29 protein-coding genes and 1 pseudogene are annotated in these 25,822 nt (G+C 65.2%); 19 read left to right on the top strand and 11 right to left on the bottom strand.

The window, feature by feature from the left end; translation table 11 throughout:
- Positions 1-39 precede the first annotated feature (39 nt).
- From BOO69_RS12825 to BOO69_RS12815, 4 genes and pseudogenes are all read right to left on the bottom strand, one after another.
- On the bottom strand, positions 40-570 hold the full coding sequence (locus BOO69_RS12825; RefSeq protein WP_071972515.1) for an adenine phosphoribosyltransferase: 531 nt from the start codon (positions 568-570) through the stop codon (positions 40-42).
- Between the two features lie 87 nt (positions 571-657).
- On the bottom strand, positions 658-1,293 hold the full coding sequence (locus BOO69_RS12820; protein WP_250637865.1) for a phosphorylase family protein: 636 nt from the start codon (positions 1,291-1,293) through the stop codon (positions 658-660).
- Positions 1,218-1,508 (bottom strand): annotated as a pseudogene (locus tag BOO69_RS23510) (phosphorylase family protein); the annotation flags it as partial. The gene BOO69_RS12820 and the pseudogene BOO69_RS23510, both read right to left, overlap by 76 nt.
- A 131-nt stretch (positions 1,509-1,639) precedes the next feature.
- The gene (locus BOO69_RS12815; protein WP_071972514.1) at positions 1,640-2,302 is read right to left on the bottom strand and encodes a ZinT family metal-binding protein; all 663 of its coding nucleotides are present in this window, start codon (positions 2,300-2,302) and stop codon (positions 1,640-1,642) included.
- 194 nt (positions 2,303-2,496) lie between these two features.
- Between BOO69_RS12815 and BOO69_RS12810 the strand changes: the two genes are divergently transcribed.
- On the top strand, positions 2,497-4,170 hold the full coding sequence (locus BOO69_RS12810) for a SulP family inorganic anion transporter (protein ID WP_071972513.1): 1,674 nt from the start codon (positions 2,497-2,499) through the stop codon (positions 4,168-4,170).
- Positions 4,171-4,224: 54 nt separating this feature from the next.
- Here BOO69_RS12810 and rsgA read toward each other — a convergent pair whose 3' ends face one another.
- Together rsgA and BOO69_RS12800 are read right to left on the bottom strand one after the other, a co-directional pair.
- The gene (gene rsgA / locus BOO69_RS12805) at positions 4,225-5,298 is read right to left on the bottom strand and encodes a ribosome small subunit-dependent GTPase A (protein ID WP_071972512.1); all 1,074 of its coding nucleotides are present in this window, start codon (positions 5,296-5,298) and stop codon (positions 4,225-4,227) included.
- Between the two features lie 232 nt (positions 5,299-5,530).
- Positions 5,531-6,136, bottom strand: a complete 606-nt coding sequence (locus BOO69_RS12800) for a flavin reductase family protein (RefSeq protein ID WP_071973813.1) — start codon at positions 6,134-6,136, stop codon at positions 5,531-5,533.
- 76 nt (positions 6,137-6,212) lie between these two features.
- On the opposite strand from BOO69_RS12800, the gene BOO69_RS12795 reads away from it, so the two are divergent.
- Positions 6,213-6,701 (top strand): GNAT family N-acetyltransferase, encoded by a 489-nt coding sequence (locus BOO69_RS12795; protein ID WP_071972511.1) that lies wholly within the window; start codon positions 6,213-6,215, stop codon positions 6,699-6,701.
- A 44-nt stretch (positions 6,702-6,745) separates the two neighbouring features.
- The gene (locus BOO69_RS12790) at positions 6,746-7,513 is read left to right on the top strand and encodes an EcsC family protein (RefSeq protein ID WP_071972510.1); all 768 of its coding nucleotides are present in this window, start codon (positions 6,746-6,748) and stop codon (positions 7,511-7,513) included.
- On the opposite strand, the gene modC is transcribed toward BOO69_RS12790, so the two are convergent.
- The 3 genes from modC to modA are packed head-to-tail and all read right to left on the bottom strand — an operon-like array spanning position 7,510 to position 10,000.
- Positions 7,510-8,598 (bottom strand): molybdenum ABC transporter ATP-binding protein, encoded by a 1,089-nt coding sequence (gene modC / locus BOO69_RS12785; RefSeq protein WP_071972509.1) that lies wholly within the window; start codon positions 8,596-8,598, stop codon positions 7,510-7,512. The two genes, BOO69_RS12790 and modC, sit on opposite strands and share 4 nt — an antisense overlap.
- The gene (gene modB / locus BOO69_RS12780) at positions 8,595-9,284 is read right to left on the bottom strand and encodes a molybdate ABC transporter permease subunit (protein WP_071972508.1); all 690 of its coding nucleotides are present in this window, start codon (positions 9,282-9,284) and stop codon (positions 8,595-8,597) included. Before modB ends, modC begins: the two co-directional genes overlap by 4 nt.
- Entirely contained in the window at positions 9,281-10,000 is a 720-nt protein-coding gene (gene modA / locus BOO69_RS12775; RefSeq protein WP_071972507.1) for a molybdate ABC transporter substrate-binding protein, read from the bottom strand. The genes modB and modA overlap by 4 nt, the downstream gene beginning before the upstream one ends.
- A 112-nt stretch (positions 10,001-10,112) precedes the next feature.
- Here modA and BOO69_RS12770 point away from each other — a divergent pair, with 112 nt between their 5' ends.
- The 5 genes from BOO69_RS12770 (at position 10,113) to ptsP (ending at position 15,493) form a co-directional block, all read left to right on the top strand.
- The gene (locus BOO69_RS12770) at positions 10,113-10,604 is read left to right on the top strand and encodes an NUDIX hydrolase (RefSeq protein ID WP_418361292.1); all 492 of its coding nucleotides are present in this window, start codon (positions 10,113-10,115) and stop codon (positions 10,602-10,604) included.
- Positions 10,605-10,664: 60 nt separating this feature from the next.
- Positions 10,665-11,099 (top strand): DUF1178 family protein, encoded by a 435-nt coding sequence (locus tag BOO69_RS12765; protein ID WP_071972506.1) that lies wholly within the window; start codon positions 10,665-10,667, stop codon positions 11,097-11,099.
- 11 nt (positions 11,100-11,110) lie between these two features.
- Complete coding sequence (locus BOO69_RS12760; RefSeq protein ID WP_071972505.1) at positions 11,111-11,755, top strand: SDR family NAD(P)-dependent oxidoreductase; 645 nt, start codon at positions 11,111-11,113, stop codon at positions 11,753-11,755.
- A gap of 103 nt (positions 11,756-11,858) precedes the next feature.
- A complete protein-coding gene (locus tag BOO69_RS12755; protein WP_071972504.1) occupies positions 11,859-13,097 on the top strand; it encodes an aspartate kinase in 1,239 nt (412 codons plus the stop codon).
- 149 nt (positions 13,098-13,246) lie between these two features.
- Complete coding sequence (ptsP, locus tag BOO69_RS12750) at positions 13,247-15,493, top strand: phosphoenolpyruvate--protein phosphotransferase (protein WP_071972503.1); 2,247 nt, start codon at positions 13,247-13,249, stop codon at positions 15,491-15,493.
- A gap of 505 nt (positions 15,494-15,998) precedes the next feature.
- Here the strand turns inward: ptsP and BOO69_RS12745 are convergent.
- Positions 15,999-16,832 carry a protein NO VEIN domain-containing protein gene (locus BOO69_RS12745; protein ID WP_071972502.1) on the bottom strand — a complete coding sequence of 278 codons (834 nt, stop codon included), beginning with the start codon at positions 16,830-16,832 and terminating at the stop codon, positions 15,999-16,001.
- Between the two features lie 294 nt (positions 16,833-17,126).
- On the opposite strand from BOO69_RS12745, the gene BOO69_RS12740 reads away from it, so the two are divergent.
- The 9 genes from BOO69_RS12740 (at position 17,127) to BOO69_RS12700 (ending at position 23,929) form a co-directional block, all read left to right on the top strand.
- Complete coding sequence (locus BOO69_RS12740) at positions 17,127-17,501, top strand: hypothetical protein (RefSeq protein WP_071972501.1); 375 nt, start codon at positions 17,127-17,129, stop codon at positions 17,499-17,501.
- The gene (locus BOO69_RS12735) at positions 17,498-18,046 is read left to right on the top strand and encodes a head-tail connector protein (protein ID WP_071972500.1); all 549 of its coding nucleotides are present in this window, start codon (positions 17,498-17,500) and stop codon (positions 18,044-18,046) included. The genes BOO69_RS12740 and BOO69_RS12735 overlap by 4 nt, the downstream gene beginning before the upstream one ends.
- Positions 18,043-18,273, top strand: a complete 231-nt coding sequence (locus BOO69_RS12730) for a hypothetical protein (RefSeq protein ID WP_071972499.1) — start codon at positions 18,043-18,045, stop codon at positions 18,271-18,273. Before BOO69_RS12735 ends, BOO69_RS12730 begins: the two co-directional genes overlap by 4 nt.
- A 585-nt stretch (positions 18,274-18,858) precedes the next feature.
- Entirely contained in the window at positions 18,859-20,340 is a 1,482-nt protein-coding gene (locus BOO69_RS12725; RefSeq protein WP_237267455.1) for a terminase TerL endonuclease subunit, read from the top strand.
- A complete protein-coding gene (locus tag BOO69_RS12720; protein WP_071972498.1) occupies positions 20,331-20,672 on the top strand; it encodes a head-tail adaptor protein in 342 nt (113 codons plus the stop codon). Before BOO69_RS12725 ends, BOO69_RS12720 begins: the two co-directional genes overlap by 10 nt.
- Positions 20,669-21,025 carry an HNH endonuclease gene (locus BOO69_RS12715; RefSeq protein ID WP_071972497.1) on the top strand — a complete coding sequence of 119 codons (357 nt, stop codon included), beginning with the start codon at positions 20,669-20,671 and terminating at the stop codon, positions 21,023-21,025. Before BOO69_RS12720 ends, BOO69_RS12715 begins: the two co-directional genes overlap by 4 nt.
- The gene (locus BOO69_RS12710; protein ID WP_071972496.1) at positions 21,010-22,284 is read left to right on the top strand and encodes a phage major capsid protein; all 1,275 of its coding nucleotides are present in this window, start codon (positions 21,010-21,012) and stop codon (positions 22,282-22,284) included. Before BOO69_RS12715 ends, BOO69_RS12710 begins: the two co-directional genes overlap by 16 nt.
- Positions 22,284-22,862 (top strand): HK97 family phage prohead protease, encoded by a 579-nt coding sequence (locus tag BOO69_RS12705; protein WP_071972495.1) that lies wholly within the window; start codon positions 22,284-22,286, stop codon positions 22,860-22,862. The genes BOO69_RS12710 and BOO69_RS12705 overlap by 1 nt, the downstream gene beginning before the upstream one ends.
- Before the next feature lie 2 nt (positions 22,863-22,864).
- Complete coding sequence (locus BOO69_RS12700) at positions 22,865-23,929, top strand: phage portal protein (protein ID WP_071973810.1); 1,065 nt, start codon at positions 22,865-22,867, stop codon at positions 23,927-23,929.
- Between the two features lie 135 nt (positions 23,930-24,064).
- Here the strand turns inward: BOO69_RS12700 and BOO69_RS12695 are convergent, their stop codons facing one another.
- The gene (locus BOO69_RS12695; RefSeq protein ID WP_156874923.1) at positions 24,065-24,313 is read right to left on the bottom strand and encodes a hypothetical protein; all 249 of its coding nucleotides are present in this window, start codon (positions 24,311-24,313) and stop codon (positions 24,065-24,067) included.
- Between the two features lie 326 nt (positions 24,314-24,639).
- Here BOO69_RS12695 and BOO69_RS12690 point away from each other — a divergent pair, with 326 nt between their 5' ends.
- Together BOO69_RS12690 and BOO69_RS12685 are read left to right on the top strand one after the other, a co-directional pair.
- Positions 24,640-25,071 (top strand): hypothetical protein, encoded by a 432-nt coding sequence (locus tag BOO69_RS12690; protein WP_071972493.1) that lies wholly within the window; start codon positions 24,640-24,642, stop codon positions 25,069-25,071.
- Positions 25,072-25,170: 99 nt separating this feature from the next.
- A complete protein-coding gene (locus BOO69_RS12685) occupies positions 25,171-25,821 on the top strand; it encodes a MerR family transcriptional regulator (RefSeq protein WP_071972492.1) in 651 nt (216 codons plus the stop codon).
- Position 25,822 lies beyond the last annotated feature (1 nt).

Genomic DNA, 25,822 nt, shown 5'->3' with positions numbered 1-25,822 from the left:
TTAGTCGATTTCCAACGCGGCTGCCGCCGGTCCGTTCCCCTAGAGCCCCTCGAAAGCGCAGAGCGCGTGGACTTCCATGCCCAGTGCCTCTAGCTTCTTGCGGCCGCCAAGCTCGGGCAGGTCGATGATGAACGCGGTCGAGACGATCTCGCCGCCCAGCCTCTCGATCAGCTTGATGCCCGCCTCCGCCGTGCCGCCGGTGGCCAGCAGATCGTCCACCACCAGCACCTTCTCGCCCGGCTGGATGGCATCGTCGTGGATCTCGACGATGGCTTCGCCGTATTCCAGCTTGTAATCCTGGCTGATCGTGGTGCCGGGCAGCTTGCCCTTCTTGCGGATCGGCACGAAGCCGACACTCAGTTGGTGCGCGATGGCCCCGCCGAGTATGAAACCCCGCGCCTCGAGGCCCACGACCTTGTCGATCTCCACCCCTGCATAGGGATGCAGCATCTGGTCGATCGCCATGCGGAAACCCCGGGGATCGGCGAAGAGGGTGGTCACATCGCGGAACATGATCCCCTCGTGGGGGAAATCGACAATGGTGCGGATATAGTCTTCGACGCGCTTCATGCCTTGGTCTTTCTCGGTGGATTGGTGGAAAGGAATGGTCCGTGCGGCGCCTGAACGCCTGAGTGTTCCGGGCAGGCCCCGGTCAGGTCACAGCACCCGCCCCGCGACGGCGTCCAGCTTGGCCATCATGGCCGGATCGCGTGCATCGGGCTGGGTGATGATCGCGTATTCCAGCGCCCGGTCGCAGCCGTGAGGGCAGGGCGCGCGCTCGGTCCCCAGAAGGCCGGGCAGCCGGCCCACCATGTCCCGCGCCTTGTCGGCATTGCCCATCAGCGTGGCGATGATCTGGCTCACGTCCACTTCGCCGTGATCCGGGTGCCAGCTGTCGTAGTCCGTGATCATCGCGACGGAGGCATAGCAAAGCTCCGCTTCGCGGGCCAGCTTGGCTTCGGGCATGTTGGTCATGCCGATCACGTCGGCCCCCCAGCTTTCGCGATACATCCGCGACTCCGCGAGCGTCGAGAACTGAGGCCCCTCCATCGCGAGGTAGGTGCCCCCCGGTGCACGCTGATCCCGCTGTCGCGCGCGGCCGTTTCGCAGGCGTCGCCGAGCCGGGGACAGGTGGGGTGCGCCACGCTCACGTGGGCCACGCAGCCGGGTCCGAAAAAGCTTTTCTCCCGCGCCACCGTCCGGTCGATGAACTGGTCCACGATCACGAAATCGCCGGGCGCCATTTCCTCGCGGAACGAACCGCAGGCGCTGACGCTGATGACATCGGTGCACCCCAGCCGCTTGAGCGCGTCGATATTCGCCCGGTAGGGCACCGAGGTGGGCGTGTGGACGTGCCCCCGACCGTGGCGCGGCAGAAAGGCCATGTCGACCCCGAAGAGCGTCCCCGTCAGCACCGCGTCCGACGGCGGACCCCAGGGCGTTTCGATCCGGGTCCATTCGGCGCCTTCCAGCCCGTCGATGTCATAGATACCCGATCCGCCGATCACGGCGATCTTTGTCTGGCTCACGTCGCGGCCTCCCGATCCATTGCGCCCCAAGGTTTAGGCCGGATCGGCGGGAATTGGAATGGCGATTGCCGCCCGCGCGGGATGGCGGGCGGCAATACGGTAGACGTCGCCTAGTGCGCCATCATCTCGTCGGCGATCTGCTGACCACTCAGCCCGGCGGGGTAATAGGTGGGCCAGTTGCTCAACTCCTCCAGAAGGGCTGCGCGGTCATCGCCCCAGTAGAGATGATAATGGCCGGATTTCTGCGGTGCGATGATATGGTCGCTGAACTGGATGTACGCCGGTGCCGCCGCATCGCCCGCCGTCTTGCGGAAAACGAAGCGGACTCCCCGATTGCCCTTTTCGTAGGTCAATACCTCGAACCCGTCGGTGACATAGCGGCCCGTGGTCTCGTTTCCGTCCCGGAAGAAGCTCACGCTGCCGTCCGCGATCACGATGCGGTCCACATCGGTCCGGTAGCCGGTCTCGTACATGGCGCGATAGTCTTCGGCGGTGTTGTCGGACTCCGCTGCCTTGTGCGCCATCACCACGTTCAGCGTGCCGTCCTGCAGCAGGGGATAGACCGATTGCCAGTCTCCTTCCCAGTCGGTCAGGGCGCGGGGGGCGATCTGGCTATCCTCGAAGTAGCCCTCGTAGATCGAACCGGCGGAGTCGGCGTGATCGTGGGTATGTGCACCGTGGGCTGCCTGCTGTTCAGCCGGTACGGCGGTCGTGCCGAGCGCGAAAATCGCGACCGTCGCGATCGCGATTTGCCGAAGCGGGATGGTCGACATGGGAATATCCTTTCCTTGATCAAGTTACGTAATGTCATAACATTACAAATTTCTGGTAACGACGTTGATCGCAGAGCGCAAGCGGGTATGTCGCCGGGGTCCGGGCGGTTGTCATGCATCTCTTCCCGGGTTAGAGGGCGTCCGACACGCGCGCCGCCGCGGCGCGATCATTCTGGATTTCGGAAAGAACCCGCATGCCCCGCACAGCCTTTCTCAGGTTCACCCAGAACCTGACCGAAAATCTCGACGTCACCGATCTGCGGTGGATGCCACAGGACGGGTTTTCCTTGGGCCGCCTGCGTATCGAATTGCTGTCGGGTCTGACCGTCGCATTGGCGCTGGTCCCCGAGGCGGTGGCCTTTGCCTTCGTCGCGGGGGTGCATCCGCTGGTGGGGCTTTACGCTGCCTTCCTCGTGGGGCTGATCACCGCGTTGATCGGCGGTCGACCGGGCATGATCTCGGGCGCCACGGGGGCGCTTGCCGTCGTCATGGTGGCGCTGGTGGCGCAGCACGGCGTCGAATATCTCTTTGCAACCGTGGTTCTCATGGGCCTGATCCAGGTTTTCGCCGGGGTCATGCAATGGGGCAAGTTCATACGGCTGGTGCCGCATCCGGTGATGCTGGGTTTCGTCAACGGGCTGGCCATCGTGATCTTCCTCGCGCAACTCAGCCAGTTCAAGGTTCCGGGCACGATGGTCGACACCGGGCACGGCATGGGCGGCGGTGAATGGCTGTCGGGGCAGCCGCTGTACCTCATGCTGGCGCTCGTCGCCGCAACCATGGCGATCATCTGGGCAACGCCCAAGGTCACGCGGCTGATCCCCGCGCCGCTTGCCGGCATCGGGATCGTCGCGGTGATTGTCATCGCAACGGGCATGAACGTGCCCCGGGTGGGCGATCTCGCCTCGATCGAAGGCGGGTTCCCTGCGTTTCACAATCCCTTCGGCGACGGCGTCGGTCTCTACGGCACGGCGCTTGCGCCCTTCACGCTCGAAACCCTGTACATCATCGCGCCCTACGCGGTTATTCTCGCCGCCATCGGACTGATCGAATCCCTGCTGACCCTGAACCTTGTCGGGGACATGACCGGCACGCGGGGCGGGGCGAGCCAGGAGTGCATCGCCCAAGGCGTCGCGAACACGGTCACCGGATTTTTCGGCGGCATGGGGGGCTGCGCGATGATCGGGCAATCCATGATCAACGTGAAATCGGGCGGGCGCACGCGTGTTGCGGGCATCGCGGCCGCCGTTTTCCTGCTGCTCTTCATCCTCGTCGGCGCGCCGCTCATCGAACAGATCCCGCTGGCGGCGCTGGTCGGCGTGATGTTCATGGTGGTGATCGGGACCTTCGCCTGGAACTCCTTCGGCATCCTGCGCAAGGTGCCGCTGATGGACGCTTTCGTGATCCTGCTGGTGACCGTGGTCACCGTGCTCGAGGATCTCGCGGTGGCCGTCGTGGTCGGCGTCATCGTCAGCGCGCTGGCCTACGCCTGGAACAACGCGCGCCGCATTCACGCCAAGACCTATGTCACGCCGGAAGGGGCCAAGGTCTATCAGGTGCAGGGGCCTTTGTTCTTCGGCTCGGCCGAGGGCTTTGCCGAACTCTTCGATGTCTACGCGGACCCGTCGCGCGTGATCGTGGATTTCGCCGACAGCCGGGTGGTGGACCAGTCCGCCCTGCAGGCAATCGAAGCGATGGCCGTGAAGTACGAGGCCGCGGGCAAGGTGCTGGAACTGCGCCATCTCAGCCGCGACTGTCACCGGCTGCTGACCAAGGCGGGACACCTCGTCGTGGACAGCGACGATGACCCCGAATATCAGCTTGCCGTCAATTACCAGGTCCGCACGGGCATTCTGGGCGGCCATTGAACCGTGAACCGGGTGACGCGGACGGAAGACACCGGATCTTCCGTCCGCCACCGGCTACTTGCGGTTCTGTTTAACGATGCCGCGCACCATCTTGCCAAAGGCGCGGTCCTTGGCGCGCCGTTGTGCCAGCGTGGCCGAATTGAACGCCTCTTCCGCCAGCAGCTTGTGCCACCGCGCCAGTCGGTGCCTGTCGATCGCGCCGGTTTCCAGTCCCGCTCGCACGGCACAGCCCGGTTCCGTGTCATGCGCGCAATCGTTGAACTTGCAGGAGGCCGCCAGCGCGGCAAGATCGGCAAAGGTCTCCTCCAGCCCGGCCGAGGCATCGGTCAGCTGCAACTCGCGCATCCCCGGCGTGTCCAGCACGGCACAGCCTGCGCCGGTGATGTGCAACTGCCGGTGCGAGGTGGTATGCCGCCCCCTTGCGTCGTCTTCGCGGATGCCTTGCGTCGCGGCCTGTGCTGTCTCTGACAGGGCATTGGTGAGCGTGGATTTGCCCACCCCGGACGAGCCCAGGTAGGCGATGGTCTGTCCTGCCTTGCACCAGGGCGCCAGCACCCTGCGCGCCTCATCCCCCCGTGCATCCAGCGCCAGCACCGTGATCCGGTCGGAAATGCTGCGCGCGTCGGCAAGGTAGGGGGCCGGATCATCGACGAGATCCGCCTTGGTCAGCAGGATCACAGGCGTGATCTGCGTCTCCATCGACAGAGCCACATAGCGTTCGAGCCGCGCAAGGTTGAAATCGGCATTGCAGGAGGTGACGATGAATGCCGTGTCTATATTGGCACCGATCAGCTGTTCCTTGCGGTCGTGGCCCGCCGCGCGCCGTTTGAGCAGGCTCTTGCGGTCCAGAACCCGGCTGCGCTGTGGCTGGTCCGGGTTGAACAGCAACCAGTCGCCCACTGTCGCCTCCGGCCCCGGCGGGATCTCGGTGGCAAAGCCATCACCGGCCACCCGAAGGCCTGAGCGGTGAACCTCCACCACCCGGCAGGGCGGTGTGGCTGCCATTTCATCGACGTCGGTCTGCTGGGCAAAGAAGCTTTGCCAACCCAGCCGAACGAGCGGCGAGAGTTCTTGTTTGGGAGGGGCGGCATTGCCAGCCCCGAGGAATTGGGAATAGTCCCGTGTCATCGCTGTGATCTTTCATGTCGCACCGGCAGGCGCCGGTTGGTAACTTCCAAGGCTGAATGCACGTCTGAAATGGCCCGCGCCGGGGCGCGCAGGGTGCTGGGTTCAGACTGTGCATCGGGGCGGCGCGCTGCCGCCCCACATTACCGGGACATGAAATCTCCATTCTCGCTGGTCAGAGGATAGAACCGATCCGATCACCGATCAAGCGGGCACGAAAAGCCTTCTACAGTGGTCAGTCGTCCGGTCGCGCCAGTTCGAACACTTCGCGCACGGCGGTATACTCGCGGTAGCCCATCCGGCTGAGCGGGATGTAGGTGCTGCTTTCGAACTTGCCGTCGACAAGGCAGTCGTCGCGCATGTGGATGCCTGTCACCTCGCCCAGCACCACGAAATTGTTGTCGCCCACAAGGTCGATGATCTGGGTCATCCGACATTCCAGCGCGGCGGGGGCATGGGCCACGCGCGGGCAGGCGATGGTCTCGCATTCCGCCTTCTCGATGCCGGCATGGGCGAATTCGTCCACGTTGCGCGGCAGCATCTCGGAGGTGGCATTCATCGCATCGCGGTCCGCCAGTCCCGTCACGTTGACGCAGAAAACCCCCGTTTCGCGGATGTTGGCGACATTGTCCTTGGTGTTGCCCGCATCCTCCTTGGAGCCGGTGGAGGAGAACATGACCTGTGGCGGGGTATACGCTGCGCCGTTGAAGAAGGAATAGGGCGCGATGTTGTCCGTTCCGTCCGCGCTGCGGGTCGATATCCAGCCGATCGGGCGGGGTGTGATCAGGGCGTTGAACGGGTTGTGCGGCAGGCCGTGGCCGTCCTCGGGGCGATAGAACATCGGGGTCTCCATGATTGTTTGCCCCTATGGCTAACCCCATGCTAGGGGCAATGCCACCGCAATCCGGGAAACGCCCTTGTACCAGTTCACCTCCGAGACCGAGCACGACCACTGGGAGGTCGAAGCGCTGTACGACACCTGCTTCGCGCCGGGGCGGGAGGCGCTGTCCTCGTACCGGCTGCGCGATGGCGTGCGCCCGGTGTCGGGCCTGTGCCGCGTGGCGCGTGACGAGGGAGGCGTTCTGGCCGGTGCGATCAGGTACTGGCCCGTGCACGTGGGCATGGCGGACGCGCTCCTGCTGGGGCCGGTGGCGGTGCATCCGACACGGCAGGGCGAAGGTCTGGGCCGCGACCTGATCGAGGACAGCCTTGCGTTGGCGGCACCCCTGGGATGGGACCGGGTCATGCTCGTCGGCGATGCGCCCTATTACGGGCGGTTCGGTTTCAGCCGGCTGGATGCCGTGGTGATGCCGCCCCCCACCAACCCCGAACGCGTGCTGGGCCGCGCCCTCGTGCCCGGCGCCTGGGACGGAATCGCGGGCGACGTCCGGCGCTGGGCGGATTGAAAAGCGACGGGTCACCCCCACATTGACGGGGTGGAGGACCGCGCATGGATATCGAAACCAGCCTGCCCGCGAAAATAGACGTCGAGGCCGAGCTTGACCGGCTGGCGAAACGCTACCGCGCCGCCAACGGCCTTGGCATGAACGTGCTGAACCTCATCGGCGGCAGCGCGGAAAACCTGCTCGACAGGTTGCCCCGGACGATGCGGGCCAACCTTGAACGCGCCACCATCGGTGCCCTGCAGCAGGCGATGCGAGCGGCCCATTCGAGCCGCGGCATGGTGCCCGACCAGAAGGGATGGCTCAACCAGGCCGTTTCCGCCGCCATGGGCGCTGCGGGCGGTGCGGGCGGTTTGCCCACGGCGCTGGCCGAATTGCCCGTGACCACGACCCTGCTGTTGCGGGTGATCCAGGGCGTTGCGGTCGAACATGGTTTCGATCCCGAGGCCGAGAACGTCCAGTTCGACTGCGTGCAGGTCTTTGCCGCCGCCGGGCCTCTCTCGGGCGATGACGGGGCCGACCTTGGCTTTCTCGCGGCGCGGATGACGCTGACCGGCAAGGCGATGCAGGCGGTCATTCATCGCGTCGCGCCCCGGTTGGCCATCGTGATGGGCCAGAAGCTCGCGGCGCAGACGGTGCCGGTGCTCGGTGCGGTGGCCGGCGCGGCGACCAATTACGCCTATACCAGTTACTATCAGGAAATTGCGCATGTGCATTTCGGCCTGCGCAAGCTGGCCATAGACGCCGATGTGCCCCAGGCCGACCTGCTGAAGCGGTTCGAGGCGCGGATGGCGCGCCCCGCGGTCCGCACCTAGCGGCCGATACTGCCGGGCGCGACCGTGGTGGCCTTGAGGATCGCGTAGCAGGGCATTCCCGGTGCCAGCTGCATTTCGCGCACCGCGCGCGCCGTGACCCGCGCGAGCAGCCTGTCCGCACCCGCCCGCAACCCGATGGCCGCACCCGGCCCGTCGCCGGGATGCACGCTGTCGATGATGACCGGCAGCACGTTGACAGACGACAGCCCTTCGGGGCGGTCCCGCGACAGGATCACGTCCTGCGCCAGCACCCGCAGCCGCACACGCGCGCCCACCGCTGCCTGTACGCCGGGCAGTTCCACCGTCCCGGCGTCCAACCGCAGGGTAGACAGCCCGTCGTCGGCATGGGCCGTCACCTCGGCCTCGATCACCGCACCGGCTTCGCGCACCCCCAGAAGCGGCACCGCCGCCGGGTCCGCCATGACATCGAACAGCGGGCCTTGCGCGCGCACCTGTCCGTCCTGCAACAGGACGAGCGTGTCGGCCAGCCGCGCGACCTCGTCGACCGCGTGGCTCACGTAGAGGATCGGCAGTTTCAGGGGGCCGTCGCGCAGCCGTTCGAGATAAGGCAGTATTTCCTGCTTGCGCGGCCCGTCGAGGCTGGCCAGCGGTTCGTCCATGAGCAGCATCCGGGGATGGCTCAGCAGCGCGCGCCCAAGCGCCACGCGCTGCCGTTCTCCTCCGGACAGCGTGGCGGGGGCGCGGTGCAGAAGTTCGGACAGACCCAGCAGACCGACCACGTCGTCAAAGCCCGCACCGCGCGCGCCGGACGGCCGATAGCGTGCGCCGAACAACAGGTTCGCGCGCGCGTCCATGTGCGGGAAAAGCCGCGCGTCCTGAAAGACGACGCCAAGCCGCCGTGCCGCCGGTGGGACAAACAGGCCCTTCCGCGAATCGTAGAGCCGCACGCCGGCCACTTCCACATGCCCTTCATCGGGGCGCAGGAGGCCCGCCACCGCGTTGATCACCGTGCTCTTGCCCGCGCCCGAGCGGCCGAACAGCGCGGTAATGCCCGGCCCGGCCTTGCAGGCGACATCCAGTGCGAAACCGGCGAACCGGTGACGGATGTGCAGATCGAGGCTCATGCGCCGGCGATCCTGGCCGCCACGCGCCGGGCCAGGGCTTCGGACAGGGCAACGGCGCCCACGGCCACCACGCAGGCCATGACCACCATGATCGCCGCCTGGCTTTCGCCGCCCGGCACCTGCAGGGCGGTCCAGATGGCGCTGGGCAGCGTCTGGGTCTGGCCGGGGATATTGGCGACAAAGGTGATCGTGGCCCCGAATTCACCCATCGCCTTGGCAAAGCCCATGACCGATCCGGCAAGGATGCCGGGCAGGATCAGCGGCAGGGTGACGCGCGCAAAGATCGCGTGACGGGGGGCGCCCAGCGTCGCGGCGGCTTGCTCGATCTTCGGGTCGACCGCCTCGATCGCGAGCCGCATGGCACGCACCATCAGCGGAAAGCCCATGACGATCGCCGCCAGCACCGCCCCGGTCCAGTGAAACGCGAGCGTGAGGCCGATCCCGTCGAGCAGCCGCCCGACCGGCCCCGCGCGCCCAAAGGCCATCAGCAGCAGGTAGCCCGTGACCACCGGCGGCAGCACGAGCGGAAGGTGAACCAGCGCGTTCAGCGCCGATTTGCCCCAGAAATCGCGCCGCGCCAGCAGCCAGGCGATCCAGAGTGCTAGGGGCACGGCAAGGACGGTCGCCCAGCAGGCCACCCATAGCGACAGCCGCAACGCATCCCAGGCGGCGGCGTCGATCGTCACGGGGCGTCGAACCCATGGCGGGCGAATATGGCGCGCGCTTCCGGCCCCTGCAGCAGGTCGAGGAAGGGACGGCCCGCCGGACCAAGCGCCGCGGCCGGATAGACGATCGGCCCGGAAAGCGAATCGTCCACCCGGTAGAGCACGGAAACCCGTGGTTCCACGGCCGCGTCGGTGGCATAGACCACGCCCAGGGGGGCCTCGCCCCGCGCCACGAGGGCCAGCGCGGCGCGCACGTTGTCGGTTTCGGCAAGGTGGGGCGCCAGCGTCTCCCACTGGTCGACGGCGCGCAGCCAGGCCTGGGCATAGGCGCCGGCCGGGACCGCGTCGCGCTGGCCGATGGCCAGACGCCGGCCGTCCAACCGGGACAGCAGGTCTTCCGCTCCGCCCAGCGGTTCGGCGCCCGGTGCGCCGATCACCACGAGACTGTTGCGCGCGACGGCCACGGCGCTGTCCGCGCCGGGAACGCGCTGTTCGGACAACCAGTCCATCCACAGCGGGCTGGCCAGCACGATCACGTCCACCGGCGCCCCGGCGGCGGCCTGCCGTGCCATCGTGCCGGAACCGCCAAAGGACAGGGCGATCTCGTCGGTGGAAAGCGCGGCGATGTCTTCCAGAACGCCGCGCAGCGACGCCGCGCCGAAAACGTTGATCCGGTCGGCCAGGGCAGGGCCGGAGAGCGCGAAGGCCACGCAGACAAGGTAGATCAGCCGTTTCATCGGGCGCACTATCCGCGATGGCTTCGAATCGTACAAGTCCTCCTATTGTAGGTGGTGTTTGCCACGCGGCGGCCTATACTCGGCCTGAGGCTCAACCCGATGGCAGGACCCATTGAAGGTACAGACGATCAAGCAACTGCCCATTTCGCTGCACGGGGCGCGGAAGCACGAGATGCGCACGCAGTTCGCCGCGCTGTGCTACCGTGTGAAGGACGGCAAGGTACGGGTGCTGCTGGTGACGTCGCGCGGATCGAAGCGCTGGATCGTGCCGAAAGGCTGGCCGATGGATGCGCGCACACCGGCAGCGGCCGCGCTGCAGGAAGCATGGGAGGAAGCGGGCGTGATCGGATCTGCGGAGGACCGGTGCCTCGGCGTGTACACCTATGCCAAGGAAATCGGTGCGGACAGCGATGTGCCCTGCCTCGCGATGCTCTATCCCGTGCTGGTGAAATCCCTGTCCTCGCAATATCCCGAGAGCGAGCAGCGGCGCCGGAAATGGATGTCGCGCAAGAAAGCGGCCCGGCAGGTCAGCGAGCCTGAACTGGCGCGGCTGATCCTCGATTTCGACCCACGTGTCGCGTCCGGGCTGAAAGTTGTTTCTTGACCCATCTGCCCCGCGGACCCATTTCAAATACGACCCCACCCAAGGAAATCCATCGCACCGATGATCAGCTATACCTTGAAATGCGAGGCAGGCCACAGTTTCGACAGCTGGTTCCAGTCGGCTGCCGCGTTCGACAAGCTGGCGGACGCGCGACAGATCACCTGCGCTGAATGCGGTTCGCGGAAGGTGGCCAAGGCGGTCATGGCGCCGCGGATCGCCAAGGGGGACGCGGGCGCCGCCGACGCGCCGACAGGGGTGCTCAGCCATCCGTCGTCGGAGGTGCATCAGGCGCTCGCGGAACTGCGCCGGAAGGTGGAGGAGAATTCCGACTACGTCGGAGATCGCTTCGCCCGCGAGGCCCGCGCGATGCATCTGGGCGAGAAGCCCGCGCGATCGATCTATGGCGAGGCGCGGCTGGATCAGGCGCGCAGCCTGCTCGAAGACGGCGTGCCGCTCGTTCCCTTGCCGTTCAGACCTAAACGGAACCTCAGCTGAAAGGCATTCGAATGACCATCCTGATAACAGGTGCCAGCCGTGGCATCGGCGCGGCCCTCCATGCGCACTACCGCGACAAGGGCGAGGACGTGATCGGCACCGGCCGGTCGGTATCGGCCCAGTTACAGCTCGACGTCACCCGCCCGCAAAGCCATGCTGAAATGGCGGATGTTCTGGGCGACCGTGCCATCGATCTGCTGATCTGCAACGCCGGCGTCTATCTCGACAAGGGCGCCGACCTCGAGACGGGCTATGGCGCTGACCTCTGGGCCCAGACCTTTGCCACGAACGTCACGGGCGTTTTCCTGACCGTGCAGGCGCTGCTGCCGCATTTGCGGCGGGCAGGGGCGGCCAAGGTGGCGATCATCGCCTCGCAGATGGGGTCTTCCACGCGTGCGCCCGGTGGGAGCTATATCTACCGGGCGTCCAAGGCCGCCGCGGTGAACCTCGGCCGCAATCTCGCCTCCGATCTGGCGCGGGAGAACATCGCCGTCGGCATCTACCATCCCGGCTGGGTTCAGACCGACATGGGCGGCGCCGCGGCGGAGATCACCACCGCCGAGGCCGTCGAGGGGCTGGCCGCACGTTTTGCCGCCCTCAGTCTCGACACGACCGGCTGTTTCGAAACCTGGGACGGGCGCGCCCACCCGTTCTGACGCCCCGTGGCCCGCATCTTTTTGGATCGCCGGGGTACGGCGCAGTCTTGCGGAGTGCCGCGCCCGCGGGTAAACCCCGCCGGGATTGAAGGGCGGGGGTATTATGCCTGTTTTGGTGATGAAATTCGGCGGCACATCGGTGGCCACGCTGGACCGGATCCGGCGCGCGGCCAAGCGGGTCGGCGTCGAGGTGGCCAAGGGATACGATGTCATCGTCATCGTGTCGGCCATGTCGGGGAAGACCAACGAGCTCGTGGGCTGGGTGAACGAGACATCGCCGCTCTACGACGCGCGGGAATATGACGCCGTGGTGTCCAGTGGCGAGAACGTCACCGCCGGTCTCATGGCGCTGACCCTGCAGGAAATGGACATCCCCGCACGGTCCTGGCAGGGCTGGCAGGTGCCGGTCCGCACGACGTCGGCCCATTCCGCCGCCCGGATAGAGGAAATTCCCCCCGAGAACATCCGCGCCAAGTTCGCCGAAGGCATGCAGGTCGCAGTGGTCGCGGGATTTCAGGGTGTCAGCCCCGAGGGACGGATCACGACGCTGGGCAGGGGCGGCTCGGACACCACCGCCGTGGCCTTCGCCGCCGCCTTCGAGGCCGAGCGCTGCGATATCTACACGGACGTCGATGGCGTCTACACCACCGACCCGAGGGTGTCCTCCAAGGCGCGCAAGCTCGACCGCATCGCCTTCGAGGAAATGCTGGAACTCGCCAGCCTGGGGGCCAAGGTCCTGCAGACCCGGTCGGTGGAACTGGCCATGCGCTACAAGGTCAAGCTGCGCGTGCTGTCGAGCTTCGAGGAACAATCCGACGACGCGGGGACGCTCGTCTGCGATGAGGAGGAAATCATGGAAAGCAATGTGGTCGCCGGTGTCGCCTTTTCACGCGACGAGGCCAAGATGACGATGGTGTCGGTCGCGGACCGGCCAGGCATCGCGGCGTCGATCTTCACCGCGCTCAGCGACGCGGGGGTCAACGTGGACATGATCGTCCAGAACATCGCCGAGGAAGGACGCACCGACATGACCTGGTCGTGCCCCGTGGACCAGGTGAAACGGGCCGAACGGGCGATTTCCGCCGCGAAGGAAAGTGGCACCATCAACTTTCAGGAACTGATCGCGGACGAGGACGTCGCCAAGGTGTCGGTCGTCGGCATCGGCATGCGCAGCCACACCGGCGTCGCCGCCAAGATGTTCCAGGTGCTGCGCGACGAAGGCATCAACATCAAGGTCATCACGACGTCCGAAATCAAGATCTCGGTCCTGATCGACCGCAAGTACATGGAACTTGCGGTACAGGCCCTGCACGACGCCTTTGAGCTGGACAAGGCGGCCTGAGAGGCCGGGAGACCTGCCCTGAAATTGGGCAGGCGCCCCCGCCGAACGCCCGATCCCGACCGGGATACACGTCATGGTGGACAGTCAGGCACTTTCCGTTTTCCGTCGCGTATGCTCTAAGCCGAAGAAGGAACAGGGGGCGCACGGCGATGGCAGAGCGTTTTGAAACCGAAAGCCGCAAGCTGCTTGGGCGTCTGCGCGATGCCATGGCGTCGGACGACGCCGGGCAGGCGCGGCTCAACAAGATCACCCACCTCATCGCGACCTCGATGGGCTGCGAGGTGTGCTCCATCTACCTTTTCCGTGACGAGGACACGCTCGAACTCTGCGCGACCGAAGGCCTGAAACCCGAGGCGGTGCACGAGACGCGCATGCGCATGGGCGAGGGTCTGGTGGGCCGCGTGGCCAAGCGCAAGCGCATCATCAACACACCCGATGCGCCGCAGGCGCCGGGTTTCCGCTTCATGCCGGAAACCGGCGAAGAGATATACTCCAGCTTTCTCGGCGTGCCGATCCAGCGTCTGGGAGAGACACTCGGCGTGCTGGTCGTGCAATCCAAGGTGGCGCGCGAATTCTCATCCGACGAGGTCTACGCTCTCGAGGTGGTCGCCATGGTGCTGGCCGAGATGACCGAACTCGGTGCCTTCGTGGGCGAAGGTGCGGCGATGTCGGCGCGGCATTCCCAGCCGGTGCTGCTGCGCGGCACGGTGGGACAGGAAGGGGTTGCCGAGGGCCATGTCTGGCTCCACGAGCCGCGGGTGGTCGTGTCGAACCCCATCGCCGACGATCCCGTGCTCGAGGAACAGCGGCTGAACGACGCTGTCGAGCAATTGCGGGTCGGCGTGGACCAGATGCTGGCCATGGCCGGGGGAGACAAGGATCAGGCGCAGGTTCTCGAAGCCTACAGGATGTTCGCCAATTCCAAGGGCTGGATGCGTCGCATGTGCGAGGACATCCAGAGCGGCCTGTCCGCCGAAGCGGCAGTGGAAAAGGAACAGTCGCTGGCGCGCGCCCGCATGGGCCAATCCACCGATGCCTACCTCCGCGAGCGTCTCAGCGATCTGGATGACCTGTCGAACCGGCTGCTGCGCATCCTGACGGGGCAGGGGAACAACACCGGCGCCGAAATGCCGCCGGACCCGATACTGGTGGCGCGCAACATCGGCCCCGGCGAACTGCTGGACTACGGCCGATCCCTGCGGGGGATCGTGCTGGAAAACGGTTCCGTCGGCTCGCATGCCGCGATCGTGGCGCGCGCGCTGGCGATTCCGCTGGTGGTGCACGCGAACCGGATCACCAACGACGCGCTGAACGGCGATCACATCATGGTGGACGGTGAGCAGGGGATCGTGCACCTCCGCCCGGACGAAAGCGTGGCCTCGGCCTTTCGGGACAAGATCGCCATGCAGGCGGCGGCGCAGGAGAGATATGCCTCCATCCTCGACCTGCCTGCGCAGGCGAAATGCGGTTCCGTCATCTCCTTGCACATGAACGCGGGGCTGATGGCCGATTTGCCGTCGCTGACGTCTTCGGGGGCCGAGGGCGTTGGCCTGTTCCGCACCGAATTGCAGTTTCTGGTGCGCAACCAGATGCCCCGACGGATGGAGCTTGCGGCGCTTTACTCCCGGGTGCTGGACGCGGCACATGGCAAGCGGGTGGTCTTTCGCACGCTCGACATCGGATCGGACAAGGTCCTGCCCTACATGAAGCCGACCGACGAGCCCAACCCGGCCCTGGGATGGCGCGCGATCCGGGTGGGGCTGGACAAGCCGGGCGTGATGCGGATGCAGTTGCAGGCGCTGATCCGTGCCGCGAACGGGCGCCCTCTGGCGGTGATGTTCCCCTTTGTCGCGCAGTTCGAGGAATTCCGTGCGGCCCGTGCCGAGATGGACAAGACTCTGGCCCGGGAAGAACGGCTGGGTCACGTCCTGCCGTCCCGGATCGAGGTGGGCGCCATGCTGGAAACCCCGAGCCTCGCCTTCGCCCCGAAGAAGTTCTTCGAGGAGGTGGAATTCGTGTCGATCGGCGGCAACGACCTCAAGCAATTCTTCTTTGCCGCGGACCGCGAGAACGAGCTGGTCCGCCGCAGGTACGACACGCTGAACCTGAGTTTCCTGAACTTCCTGCAGGGGATCGTCGAAAGATGTGAAGAGACCGGCACCGCCGTTTCCTTCTGCGGGGAAGACGCCGGCCGCCCGGTCGAGGCGCTGTGCTTTGGCGCGATCGGGTTGCGCACCCTGTCCATGCGACCGGCATCGATCGGCCCGGTCAAGAGCCTGATCCGGCGCTGCAACCTCGACGAGGTGCGCGAGATCATCGAACAGGCGCGCGAACGGGGCGACATGTCCGTGCGCCCCGCGGTAATGGATTACATCCGCGCACAACACAGCCACTGAGCTCGACGCACGCGCTTCCCTCTCAGGCGCTCCGCCTCGCATAAGCCCGGCAGACGGGGGCGCTGGCGACCTGTTTGTCCACAAGATTTCGTCTTGGGATAGCCTGTTATGATTGTCGAAATGCGATCAATCTGGGGGAATTAGCCCCGGAACGGTCTTCTGAATTGCCATATTACAATCTCGAGCGAGAATTCTTCAAGGCTCGTCCACAGAGGTTTTTTGACTCTAGGCTCTTCAGTGAACTGCCCGGGAGAAAAAGGGGGAAAAGCTAATTTTACATGGTTTTTCAAATTCTTAAGCCACATTCCTACGCCCGCATGGCCCACTCGCGCGCGGTCCAGCGCCTGCAAGAAGTAGGCGTCATGAAAAACGTGCCTCAACATTTTGAATTCAATTATGATTCAATGAGAGGTTGAGTTTTTTGTGTAACACCCGACAGGATGTCTGAACCCGGACGGACATTGTCGCGAATAAGAGCAGCTGGCCGAAAAAGTTGCCCTTCAGGTCAGTCGAATCTTGCCTGAAAACTCGTCGGTGTCAGGGTGACGTGGCGGTCGAGCGGCGGGCGGAGTTCGAAGGCCCTCGGCTCCCGCGCGTTGTTGTAGATCCTGAAGAGATGCCAGGTATCCCGGTTTTCTTCAGCAACACGCAATTCGTTCTGAGATATGTGAAATGGCGTGCGGTCCCAGCCATTCGTCGTTTTCACCTCCAGCTGGCGTGGAGTGCCGTCCGGCGTGAAGCTGGAGATGTCGTATCCCGCTCCGTCGCCTATGTCCTCACTGACCCAAATGACCTTTCGGGCCAGATCATCACGTCCGGCATCCCTGAGTGTCGCGCGCTCATGGGCAAGGGCGCGTTCTTCACCAAGCCGTCCGAGGGCGCGATTGCGCTCCTGTTGCGCTGCAACATCGAAGTGCCGCGCGATTGTGCGCATCTGCTCGGCCTCTTCAGGGGGAGGGGTGTTGCGCATCGTGGGCGGCGTATCGAGGTAGAGTCGGTCGTTGACGTAGCCCATGCCTGGGGTTGCGGCCTTGGGAAGCCGTTCCACCCATTCCGGATTTGCGATCAGCCACCGGTTCACGGCCTCAGCCAGCGCCATCTGGACGTTGTATCGCGGAAGATAGCCGGTAAGGATCGGTTGACCGAAGGCGGGCATCAGGGCCGAGATGTTCGCGTGCTTGAACTCGATCGAGCCCTTAGATCGACCGATCTGTCCTTGAAGGGCGCGATTGTGCTCTGCCTTCACATATCGGCGATCGGAAAGATCATCGGCGAGCATGGCGAAATAATCCGCCACGATCAGATCGTTTTCTTCATCCGTCCAGGGACCGTCCGCCATTCCAGGACCTTATCCGGGCCCTGCTGGGCTGTCACGCAAGGAGATGAAAAAGGCGGAAGCTGTAAGTCGCGCCGGAATGCTGTCCGCCGAGGCGGTTGGATTGGCGGATATATCATTGGAATTTTGTGGAGGCGAGTACCGGAATCGAACCGGTGTACACGGATTTGCAATCCTTCGGACTCCTCTGAGAACGCTGCACAAAGCTGTAAACGCCCCCCCTTTGAGGGTGTCCAGAAATCAAACGGTTACGCGCCGCCTGTAAACCGAAAAGGCGGGGCCGGCCTCGGCCGGTTCATGAAGCCGGAACACAAGCGCATGTCGCGCATGATCGGCTACACCCTAACCCTCGGCGATGCTGACGCCTGGGCCGGGTTCGCCACCGTGTCAACGGCGCGCCTGACCGTGAAAGAACGCGCCGCATTGGCGTGGGCGGCCCTTCGGGCGCTGGATACCCCGGAACAGGCCGAGCACGTCGCCGAAGCTGTCCTGAGCTTCGCTGATTATCCCCTGCCGACCTTCCTCAATCCGATGGACGATGCGCGCTGCTGGGCTTCGTTCGCCTCGCTGACAGAGCGCAAGGCGTATGCATTGGCAGCCTATGAGGCCCTGCCTTTGCGAGAGCAGATGGCGTTCCGCAACCATATCTCGGAAGTGGAGATCGCAGTATGAAGATGCTTGTTCAACGGACTGCGGGCGATGCGTCTCTGCCCTTCATCCTCGATGACCTAAAGCTGCACCTTCGGGTTTTTGACGACGCCGAAGATACGGCGGTGCAGAACATCGGTCTGACGGCCGCCGCAGAGATTGAGCAATTCGCCCAGATCGCACTGCTCACCCAGACGATCCGCGTGACGATCTTCGACCCCTGCCGGGAAAGCGGACTGCGCCTGCCTATCGGTCCCGTGGCAGATGACGACCTTCCGACCGTCACCATCGACGGCGCGGCCTTCACCGACTTCGAATTCGTGGGCGGCAACCGACCCTACGTCCGCTGGTTGGCCAGCTATCACGACCTGACACAAAGCCGGATGACAATCGAGTATCAGGCCGGGTTCGGGGACGCGGCGGAGGACGTGCCGCCAGACCTCGCACAAGCCCTCATGGATCAGGCCGCGCTGCACTATGACGGCCGGTCCCCGATGGACGCCAAGTCCCTGACCACGTCGCCGCACATGGCGCGGATCGGGGCCAGGTATCGCGGGGTGCAGGCATGACTGCGCCCGAGCTGGACGTGATGCTGACCTTTCACTGGCCCATCGTCATGCGGCGTGTGATGGCGGACGGCTCCGACCCATGGCTGGCACAGTTCGTCAAGTCCATTGCCCGGCATGGCAAGCGCCCATCGTGGCGACCTTCTGCCAAGCAAGAGCAGATCATGCGGCGGCTGGTGTCCGAGCTGGGCACCGCGCCAGAACCAGAAGTCGAGCTGATCGAAAGGTGAGGTGAGGGCGACCCTGCGCGCCACCCCAGACGCAGGGCCGACGTGGTGGAACGGGTTAGCAACGGTGGCTCCACATCGGTCAGCCTACCACGGGCGGGATCACAGGCAAAGGGCAGTCCGCAAGGTTGAGGCCCGATCCCCGGCACCGCGCTCACGGTGTCGCAAGCAGCAACCGACCGACCGGCAGGAGCGCATGACCGGACGGGCCCAGAAGCGACCGACCGACCGACGAGGAAGGCGGACACAGCCGACGGGGCATAGGGACTGCCACAGCCGCGCGCTGTGGGCAGTCGTCCTATGCCCTTCGCTCCCTCCCTCACTCAAAGGAAGGGGCGAGACAGAGAGATGAGAGAGACGCGCGAGGACATGGCGATGGCGGAGACAGCAAAGAGAGAGCGGGCTTGGCGCAGAGCTGACGGCACGATGCTGCCTCCCGCGCCAATGCGCTCGACCGACGAGCAAGCCGACCTTTTTGGCCTTGGTCCCAATGCCGCGTCTTCGACCGATCCGGGGAACCGTGGATGGGAATTTTCTCTTTTCGCGCCCGACGATGAGACGCCCCCGGCCGAGCGAGCTTTGCAGTTCATGCATGGCTTGAGCATTCCCGAGGGGCCGAACGCCGGAAAGCCGGTCACTCTCGCACCTTTCCAGCGCCGCTTCATCGAAGGTGCGATGGCACCGGATACGGCGAACGCCATTCTCAGCATCGGTCGTGGCAACGGCAAGTCTGCGATCACGGCGGGGCTGGCCCTGGGCGGCTTGCTCGGAGTCTGGGATCGGCAGCCCCGGCGCGAGATCGTCGCAGCGGCCCGGACCCGTGATCAGGGGCGCATCGTCTGGGATTTCGTGGCCGGGTTCGCTGCCACCCTGCCGCTCGAAGTCCGGCACCGCCTGATCTACCGCCGCGCGCCGCGCCTCGAAATCGAGTTTGAGGGCGACGGGGGCGGGCACGTCTTGCGCGTCATCGCTGCCGACGCGAAATCCGCCCTGGGCGGCGCGCCGACGATGGCAATCCTGGACGAGCGCGGCCACTGGCCGCTGGATCGCGGCGACGAGCTGGAACACGCCTTGCTGTCCGGCCTCGGCAAACGCGGGGGCAGGGCGTTCCTGATCAGTACCTCGGCCAGCGACGACACGCATCCCTTCTCCCGCTGGATAGATGATCCAGTTCCGGGCACTTACGTGCAGGAGCATCGACCCGCACCGGGTTTGCCAGCGGATGACGCCGAAAGCCTGCTGATCGCCAACCCCGGCGCACCTCACGGCATTGGCAGCTCTCTGGACTGGCTGGAAGCCCAGGCGAAGCGCGCTATCGCGCGGGGCGGTTCCAGCCTCACGAGCTTCCGGCTCTACAACCGCAATGAGCGCATTTCCGGCGAAACCCGTGACATGCTGATTACGCCCGACGAATGGCAGCATTGCGAGACCGACGCGCTCCCGCCACGCCAAGGCGGGGTCGTGATCGGGATCGACCTGGGCGGCTCGGCCTCGATGACGGCAGCGGCGTTCTACTGGCCCGAGACGGGGAGGCTCGAATGCGTGGGCACCTTCCCCTCCGCGCCGAACCTGTTGGACCGGGGCCAGGCGGACGGCGTGGCCGGGCGCTATGTCGAGATGCACGAGCGGGGCGAGCTGACGGTGCTGGGCGACAAGACGGTGCCTGTTGCCCCGTGGCTCGCCGAGGTGATGCGCCATGTCGAGGGCCAGCACGTCACTGCGATCACGGCCGACCGCTACAAGCAGGCAGAGCTGGGCGAGGCGATGAACCGGGCAGGTATCCGAGCGCCCATCGTCTGGCGCGGGCAGGGCTTCCGCGACGGCGGCGAGGATTGCGAACGTTTCCGCCGCGCCGCCTTCGACGGCCAGGTGAAGGCGAAGCCGTCTCTGCTGCTGCGCTCGGCCTTCTCGGATGCGGTCTGCCTGCGCGACCCCGCGAACAACCTCAAGCTTGCCAAGGCCCGTTCGACTGGCCGGATCGACGCGGCTGCCGCGTCTGTCCTCGCCGTCGCCCAAGGCGCGCGCGTGGCGGCTCAACCCAAAACGAAAGCGAGGATGGCATGGTTCTAAACGCCGGAAACCTCAACCGCCGCATCCAAATTCAGCGGACCACGCAGACCCCGGACGGCCAAGGCGGCTTCGAGGACGATTGGAGTGACCTGGGCGCTCCGATCTTCGCGCGCCGGCGCGACGTGTCCGACTCTGAGCGCATGATGGCGGGGCGATGGGACAACAAGCTGGTGACAAGGTTTGTCATCCGGGCAACCGCTTCCGGCCGCAGCATCACTCGCTTCGACAGGATCGTGCACGAGGGCGTCGTCTACGAGATCGACGGAATCAAGGAAGTGCCGGACACGCGCGCCTTCCTCGAAATCACGGCGTACGCGAGGGACGTACCGTGAGCGTTCGCAAGGAACATCAGCGGCATTCCCGCCACGTCACCCGCACCAAGCGGTGGAAGGCGCTGCGCGCGGAAATCCTTGAGCGGGACCGTTACCGCTGCCGGTCCTGCGGCTGCGGCGGCCGCCTCGAGGTCGACCACATCAAGCCGGTCAGAACGCATCCCGAGCTGTCCTATGACCCCGGCAACCTTCAGGCGCTTTGCCCAGGCTGCCACAGCCGAAAAACCCGGATCGAGTGCGGGCATCCCCCGCCCCGAAAGGACCGCCAGGATTGGCGGAACATGGTCGAGTCGCTTGAGCGGCCCGACACCCCTGTTGAGCAGAAAGGAAACAAACAATGCTCGAATCTGTGAAGATCGCACGGCGGCAAAGCGAAATCCGCCAGAACCTCGCCGAGCTGGCAGGCAAGGAAACCCCGTCCGAAGACGAAATCCGCCAGATGGAAACGCTGGATCAGGAATACCGCGCCAACGAAACCCGGTATCGCGCCGCCCTGATTGCGGAAGATACCGAGCGCCGGGACGCGGGCAGCGAGCTGGAAACCCGCTCCGCGCAGGAATGGGCCGAGCTGATGGCCGGGTTCGAGCTGCGCCAGGTGGCGCTGGCCCTCGATGAGGGGCGGCAACTGGACGGCCAGACGGCCGAGATCGTGTCCGAGCTGCGCAGCGCGGGCGGCTTCCGGGGCATTCCCGTGCCGTGGCAGGCGCTGGAAGTCCGGGCTGGTGAGACCGTCGCCAGCGGCACCCCGAACCCGATCCAGACGCGCCCCATCATCGACCGGCTGTTCCCGGACAGCGTGGCGGCGCGCATGGGGGCGCAGATGATCAGCATCGACGCGGGCGCGTTGGAGTGGCCGGTGACCACCTCGGCCGTCACGGCGGGCTGGGCGGACGGCGAGACGGCGAACGTGGCCGGGCCGACCACCTATGCCACGACCGACCGTGCCATGTCGCCGGATCACAACCTCGGCATTCAGATGCGGATCACCCGCAAGACGCTCAAGCAGTCCGGTGCGGCGCTGGAACAGGCGGTGCGGCGCGACATGAGCGGGGCCATGGGCGCGGCGATGGATCAGGCGGCGTTCCTAGGCACGGGGGCCAACGGCCAGCCACTCGGCGTCATCGCGGGCGCAGCGATCTACGGCATCACGTCCACGGCCGTGACCGCGCTGGCGAGCTGGGGGGCGTTCCGCTCGGCCGTCACCCGGTTCATGACCGCGAACGCCGCCGCCTCCCCGGACGCGGTGCGGGCGATGATCCGTCCCGAGCTGTGGGACTTCCTGGACGGTGCGCTGATCGACGGCACGGCGGTGTCCCAATGGGACCGCATGGTGAAGAACCTTCCCACGGCTAACATCGCCATGACGAACAATGCGCTTGCCGCGCCGTCCGGCGATCCTCTGGCCACCCAGGCACTGCTGACCACCGCGGCGGGCGGCGTGGCCCCAATCTTCATCGGTGCCTGGGGCGCGGTGGACATGATCCGCGACCCCTACAGCGATGCACAGTCCGGTGGGCTGCGGATCACCGCGCTTGCCACCATGGACGTGACCGTGGCGCGCCCGGCCCAGCTCCAACTGCTGACCGGCCTCGAACTGGAAGCGGGGGCGTAATGCTCTGGGGCGCTCATGTCGGCAGCCTTGAGCTGCGCACCGAGGGCGGAGAAATCCGCCTTCGGGCAACTTTCCCCTACGGCCGGGAAACCGTGCTGGCCGAGCGCGTGGGCATGGGCCGTGAGCGTCGTGAGGTGATCGCAGCCCGTGCCTTCGCGGATCGGATCGAGCGCGGCGAGGACGTGCATTTCCTGTCCGGCCATGACTTCAACAAGCCGCTGGCCTCACGTTCGGCCGGCACTCTGACCCTGACCGAAACCGATGACGCGCTGACCGTTGAGGCGACGATCAGCGCCGACATGGGCCAGGTCAGCTATGTCCGGGACTTCCTCTCGGCCCATGCGGCCGGGCTGGTGCGGGGCTTGTCCCCCGGCTTCCGCGTCCGGCCAGGCGGCGAGACGGTCGAGGAACGCGGCACGGCGATCCTGCGGACCATCAAGGCGGCTGACCTGATCGAGATCAGCGCCGTCACGAAACCCGCTTATCCGCAAGCCCAGATCGAGGCCCGGAACTGGCAACCCATCGGCGAGGTGGCCAAGCGTCTGGCGCACCGCCCCGCCGCAGTCCGGTGGAGGTGATCATGCTCGGATGGCTCATGAACAAGCTGCGCCCGATCGAGGCCCGGTCGAGCGGATCGGGCTACACGGCCCAGGTCATGGCGGCACGGGACAGCTTCATCAGCGGGCGGCGCGGCGTGGCCGAGCTGACGGCGACGGTGCAGAGCTGCGTCAGCCTTTGGGAAGGCGGGTTCGCAATGGCGGACGTGACCGGCACCGACCTGCTGACCCGGCAGACGATGGCGATGATTGCGCGCGCGGCCGCGCTGAACGGCGAGGCGGTGTTACTGATCACCGAGCTGGGGCTTGTCCCGGCCACGGATTGGGACGTGACCACCCGCGACGGCAAGCCCCGCGCCTATCGCCTGTCCATCCCCGAGGCGGGCGGCGGGCGCACTGTCACGGCCCTTGCGGCCGAGGTGCTGCACCTGCGGATCGGCTCGGACAACCTGACGCCGTGGATCGGCACCGCCCCGCTGCGCCGGTCCAGCCTCACGGGCGGGATGCTCCACGCGGTCGAGGCGGCGCTTGCGGAGACGTTCGAGAATGCTCCGCTCGGCTCGCAGATCGTGCCCTTGCCGGACACCGGGGCCGATGACATGGCCTCGATGCGCGGGGCCTTCCGGGGGCGGCGCGGCTCCACGCTGGTGATCGAGGGCGTGGCCCAGGCGACGGCGGCGGGCATGAACCCGACCATTGGCCAGAAGCCGGATCAGCTCTCGCCGGACCTGTCCAAGAGCATGACTGACGAGACACTGGCGGCGGCGCGCGAGGGAATCGGCATGGCCTATGGTGTCCTGCCGTCATTTTTCAACCGCGCGGCCACCGGCCCCGTGATCCGCGAGGCGCAACGCCAGCTCGCAATCTGGACGCTGCAACCCATCGCCGCGTTGTTGGCGGATGAGGCGACGGCCAAGCTCGGGACCGAGGTGACGATTGACACGATCCGGCCCTTGCAAGCCTTCGACGCTGGCGGACGCGCGAGGGCGCTGTCTGCGATCATCAAGACGATGGCCGAGGCGAAAGCCGCCGACATAGCCCCGGCCGACGTGTCCGGGGCTATGCGCATGGTGGATTGGGAGAGATAGGCAGGGTGCGCCTTTGCTGTTTATGCCAGCTTAAGCACCCCCGTTAGCCGGTAGTGGGAAAACACCGGCAGCCGTGCGGCCTAACCTTACAGGGCCGGTGAGCGGTGGGGCAGGCCATGCAAGACGCTGGCCTGCCTACTGATCTTTATAAGCCCTTCCAATCGCTTGGCCCCTTCTGAATGCTTCGTGCACAGCTTGGATATCCTTAAATCCGACCTCATGAGGCTCGACACCGACTCCCATGAACGAATGACCGCCACTCGATTCAGCAACTTCACCCAAGGCAACGGCTAGTGCCCGACCCATGTTTATCGTCAAATCTTTGAGTTCTGACAATTCGGCTTCAAGGCCCGCGATTCGATCTTCAAAGTAGTCCTGGTCCATAGCCTCACTCCAAGCGTTCCCGTTTTCTAACTCCAAGTAGAGCTTGAACCAAAATCCATTTTCGTGAAAGGTGTCCGTGGGCGTGACAACCCGGACTGTGATAGACCGCATCACCTGATCGAGGCTCCTACGTTGGCGCGTAGGGCGGTCGAATGACGAACCCGCTTGGCGGCGGTTCGTATGCCGACGGATTATGTCGGGGTGCGAACGAAATACAAGACCGCTTGCGGAAATACGTTCGGCCTCTCTCACAGGAGGTTGTCAACACCCCGGCGCCAGTCCGCCACTGGCACGGCCGTGACAAGCCAAACTGTGAGACTGATACCATGAACAACCAAGTGACCCGCCGCGCGGTACTTGCCGCAATTCCAGCCACCGGCGCAGCTCTGACACTGCCCGCGCCGATCTTCGCCGGACCGGAAGCTTCCGCCGAGCTTGACCCGATCCTGTCTCTACCGTTTGTGCGCGACACTACGCGCGCCGAGCGCCAGGCCGGTCTACCGCCTCGCATCTTCTGGTCGGTAGAACCCTCTGGTGACTACATGGCCGATTGCGATACCGGTTCCCACTTCGCCCACCTCGCCATGAGTCACATGCTCGAGCATAATTACTCCGCAATCTTCAATTGGGCCGTGTTTGACATGCTGCGTGCTGGCCAGGAACGATCCGGGATCGAGGTAGGCTTTTTGGCGGAGTTCGCCAAACATTCGATGATAGGCAAGTGTCTGTTCTGTGAGTTCAAAGCGGGGGCAGTCTGAACGGCAAAAGATAAGCCCGCCAAAATGTGTAGCGCTACGCGAAATGTCTTGACGTAGACTTCACCTTCGCGTAGCACTACACGAAATGAGGTGTGGCCGATGAAACTGGAATTGGAAACATATACCCCGAGCGAGGCCGAGGCGATCACGGCGGTCAAGCAGGCGACGGTTCGCAACTGGCGACGCGCAAACTATCTTCCCAAGCCTGTGGGACACGCGCGTTACAACTTGCGTGACCTGCTCTTGATGTTCGCGATGGAGATGTTGGTCTCGCGGGGCATGACCCCAGACGCCGCCAAGGCCTATGCCGGTCACGCCGCCCAGGCGATTTTTCAAAGTGCGATCTGGAGCAAGAAGGCATTTGCGCCAGAAGTTCACGCAAGGGCCAGAAAAGAAGTCGGCGAGCTTCCAGAAGCCGAGGTTATGCACCTCAAGGAACATCTCGGCCCTGACTTCAAAGACGAAATGCTCATGATGGTTCGCACCCAAGAGGTGATGATAAGGGCAGCCGAAAGCTATGCCGGGATCTCCGGGATGAAGCAGCCGAATTGGCTGGTTATCTGGGCCGACGGTTCGCTGAAATTCTATCACGATGATGAGGAAGATTTTGGCGAAGAGTTCTTCGGAAACATCGAGTACGGCGGAGCCTATGTGCAAGGACCGGTCATGCTCTTCTGCCTGGGAGCGCTCGCTCAGTTGATAATCGACCGCTTGCCGCGACCCGCGATCCGGCTGGCCGAGGAAGCATAAC

Source organism: Sulfitobacter alexandrii, from assembly GCF_001886735.1.
GTDB lineage: Bacteria > Pseudomonadota > Alphaproteobacteria > Rhodobacterales > Rhodobacteraceae > Sulfitobacter > Sulfitobacter alexandrii.
This window is presented reverse-complemented; position numbering and strand designations above follow the sequence as displayed.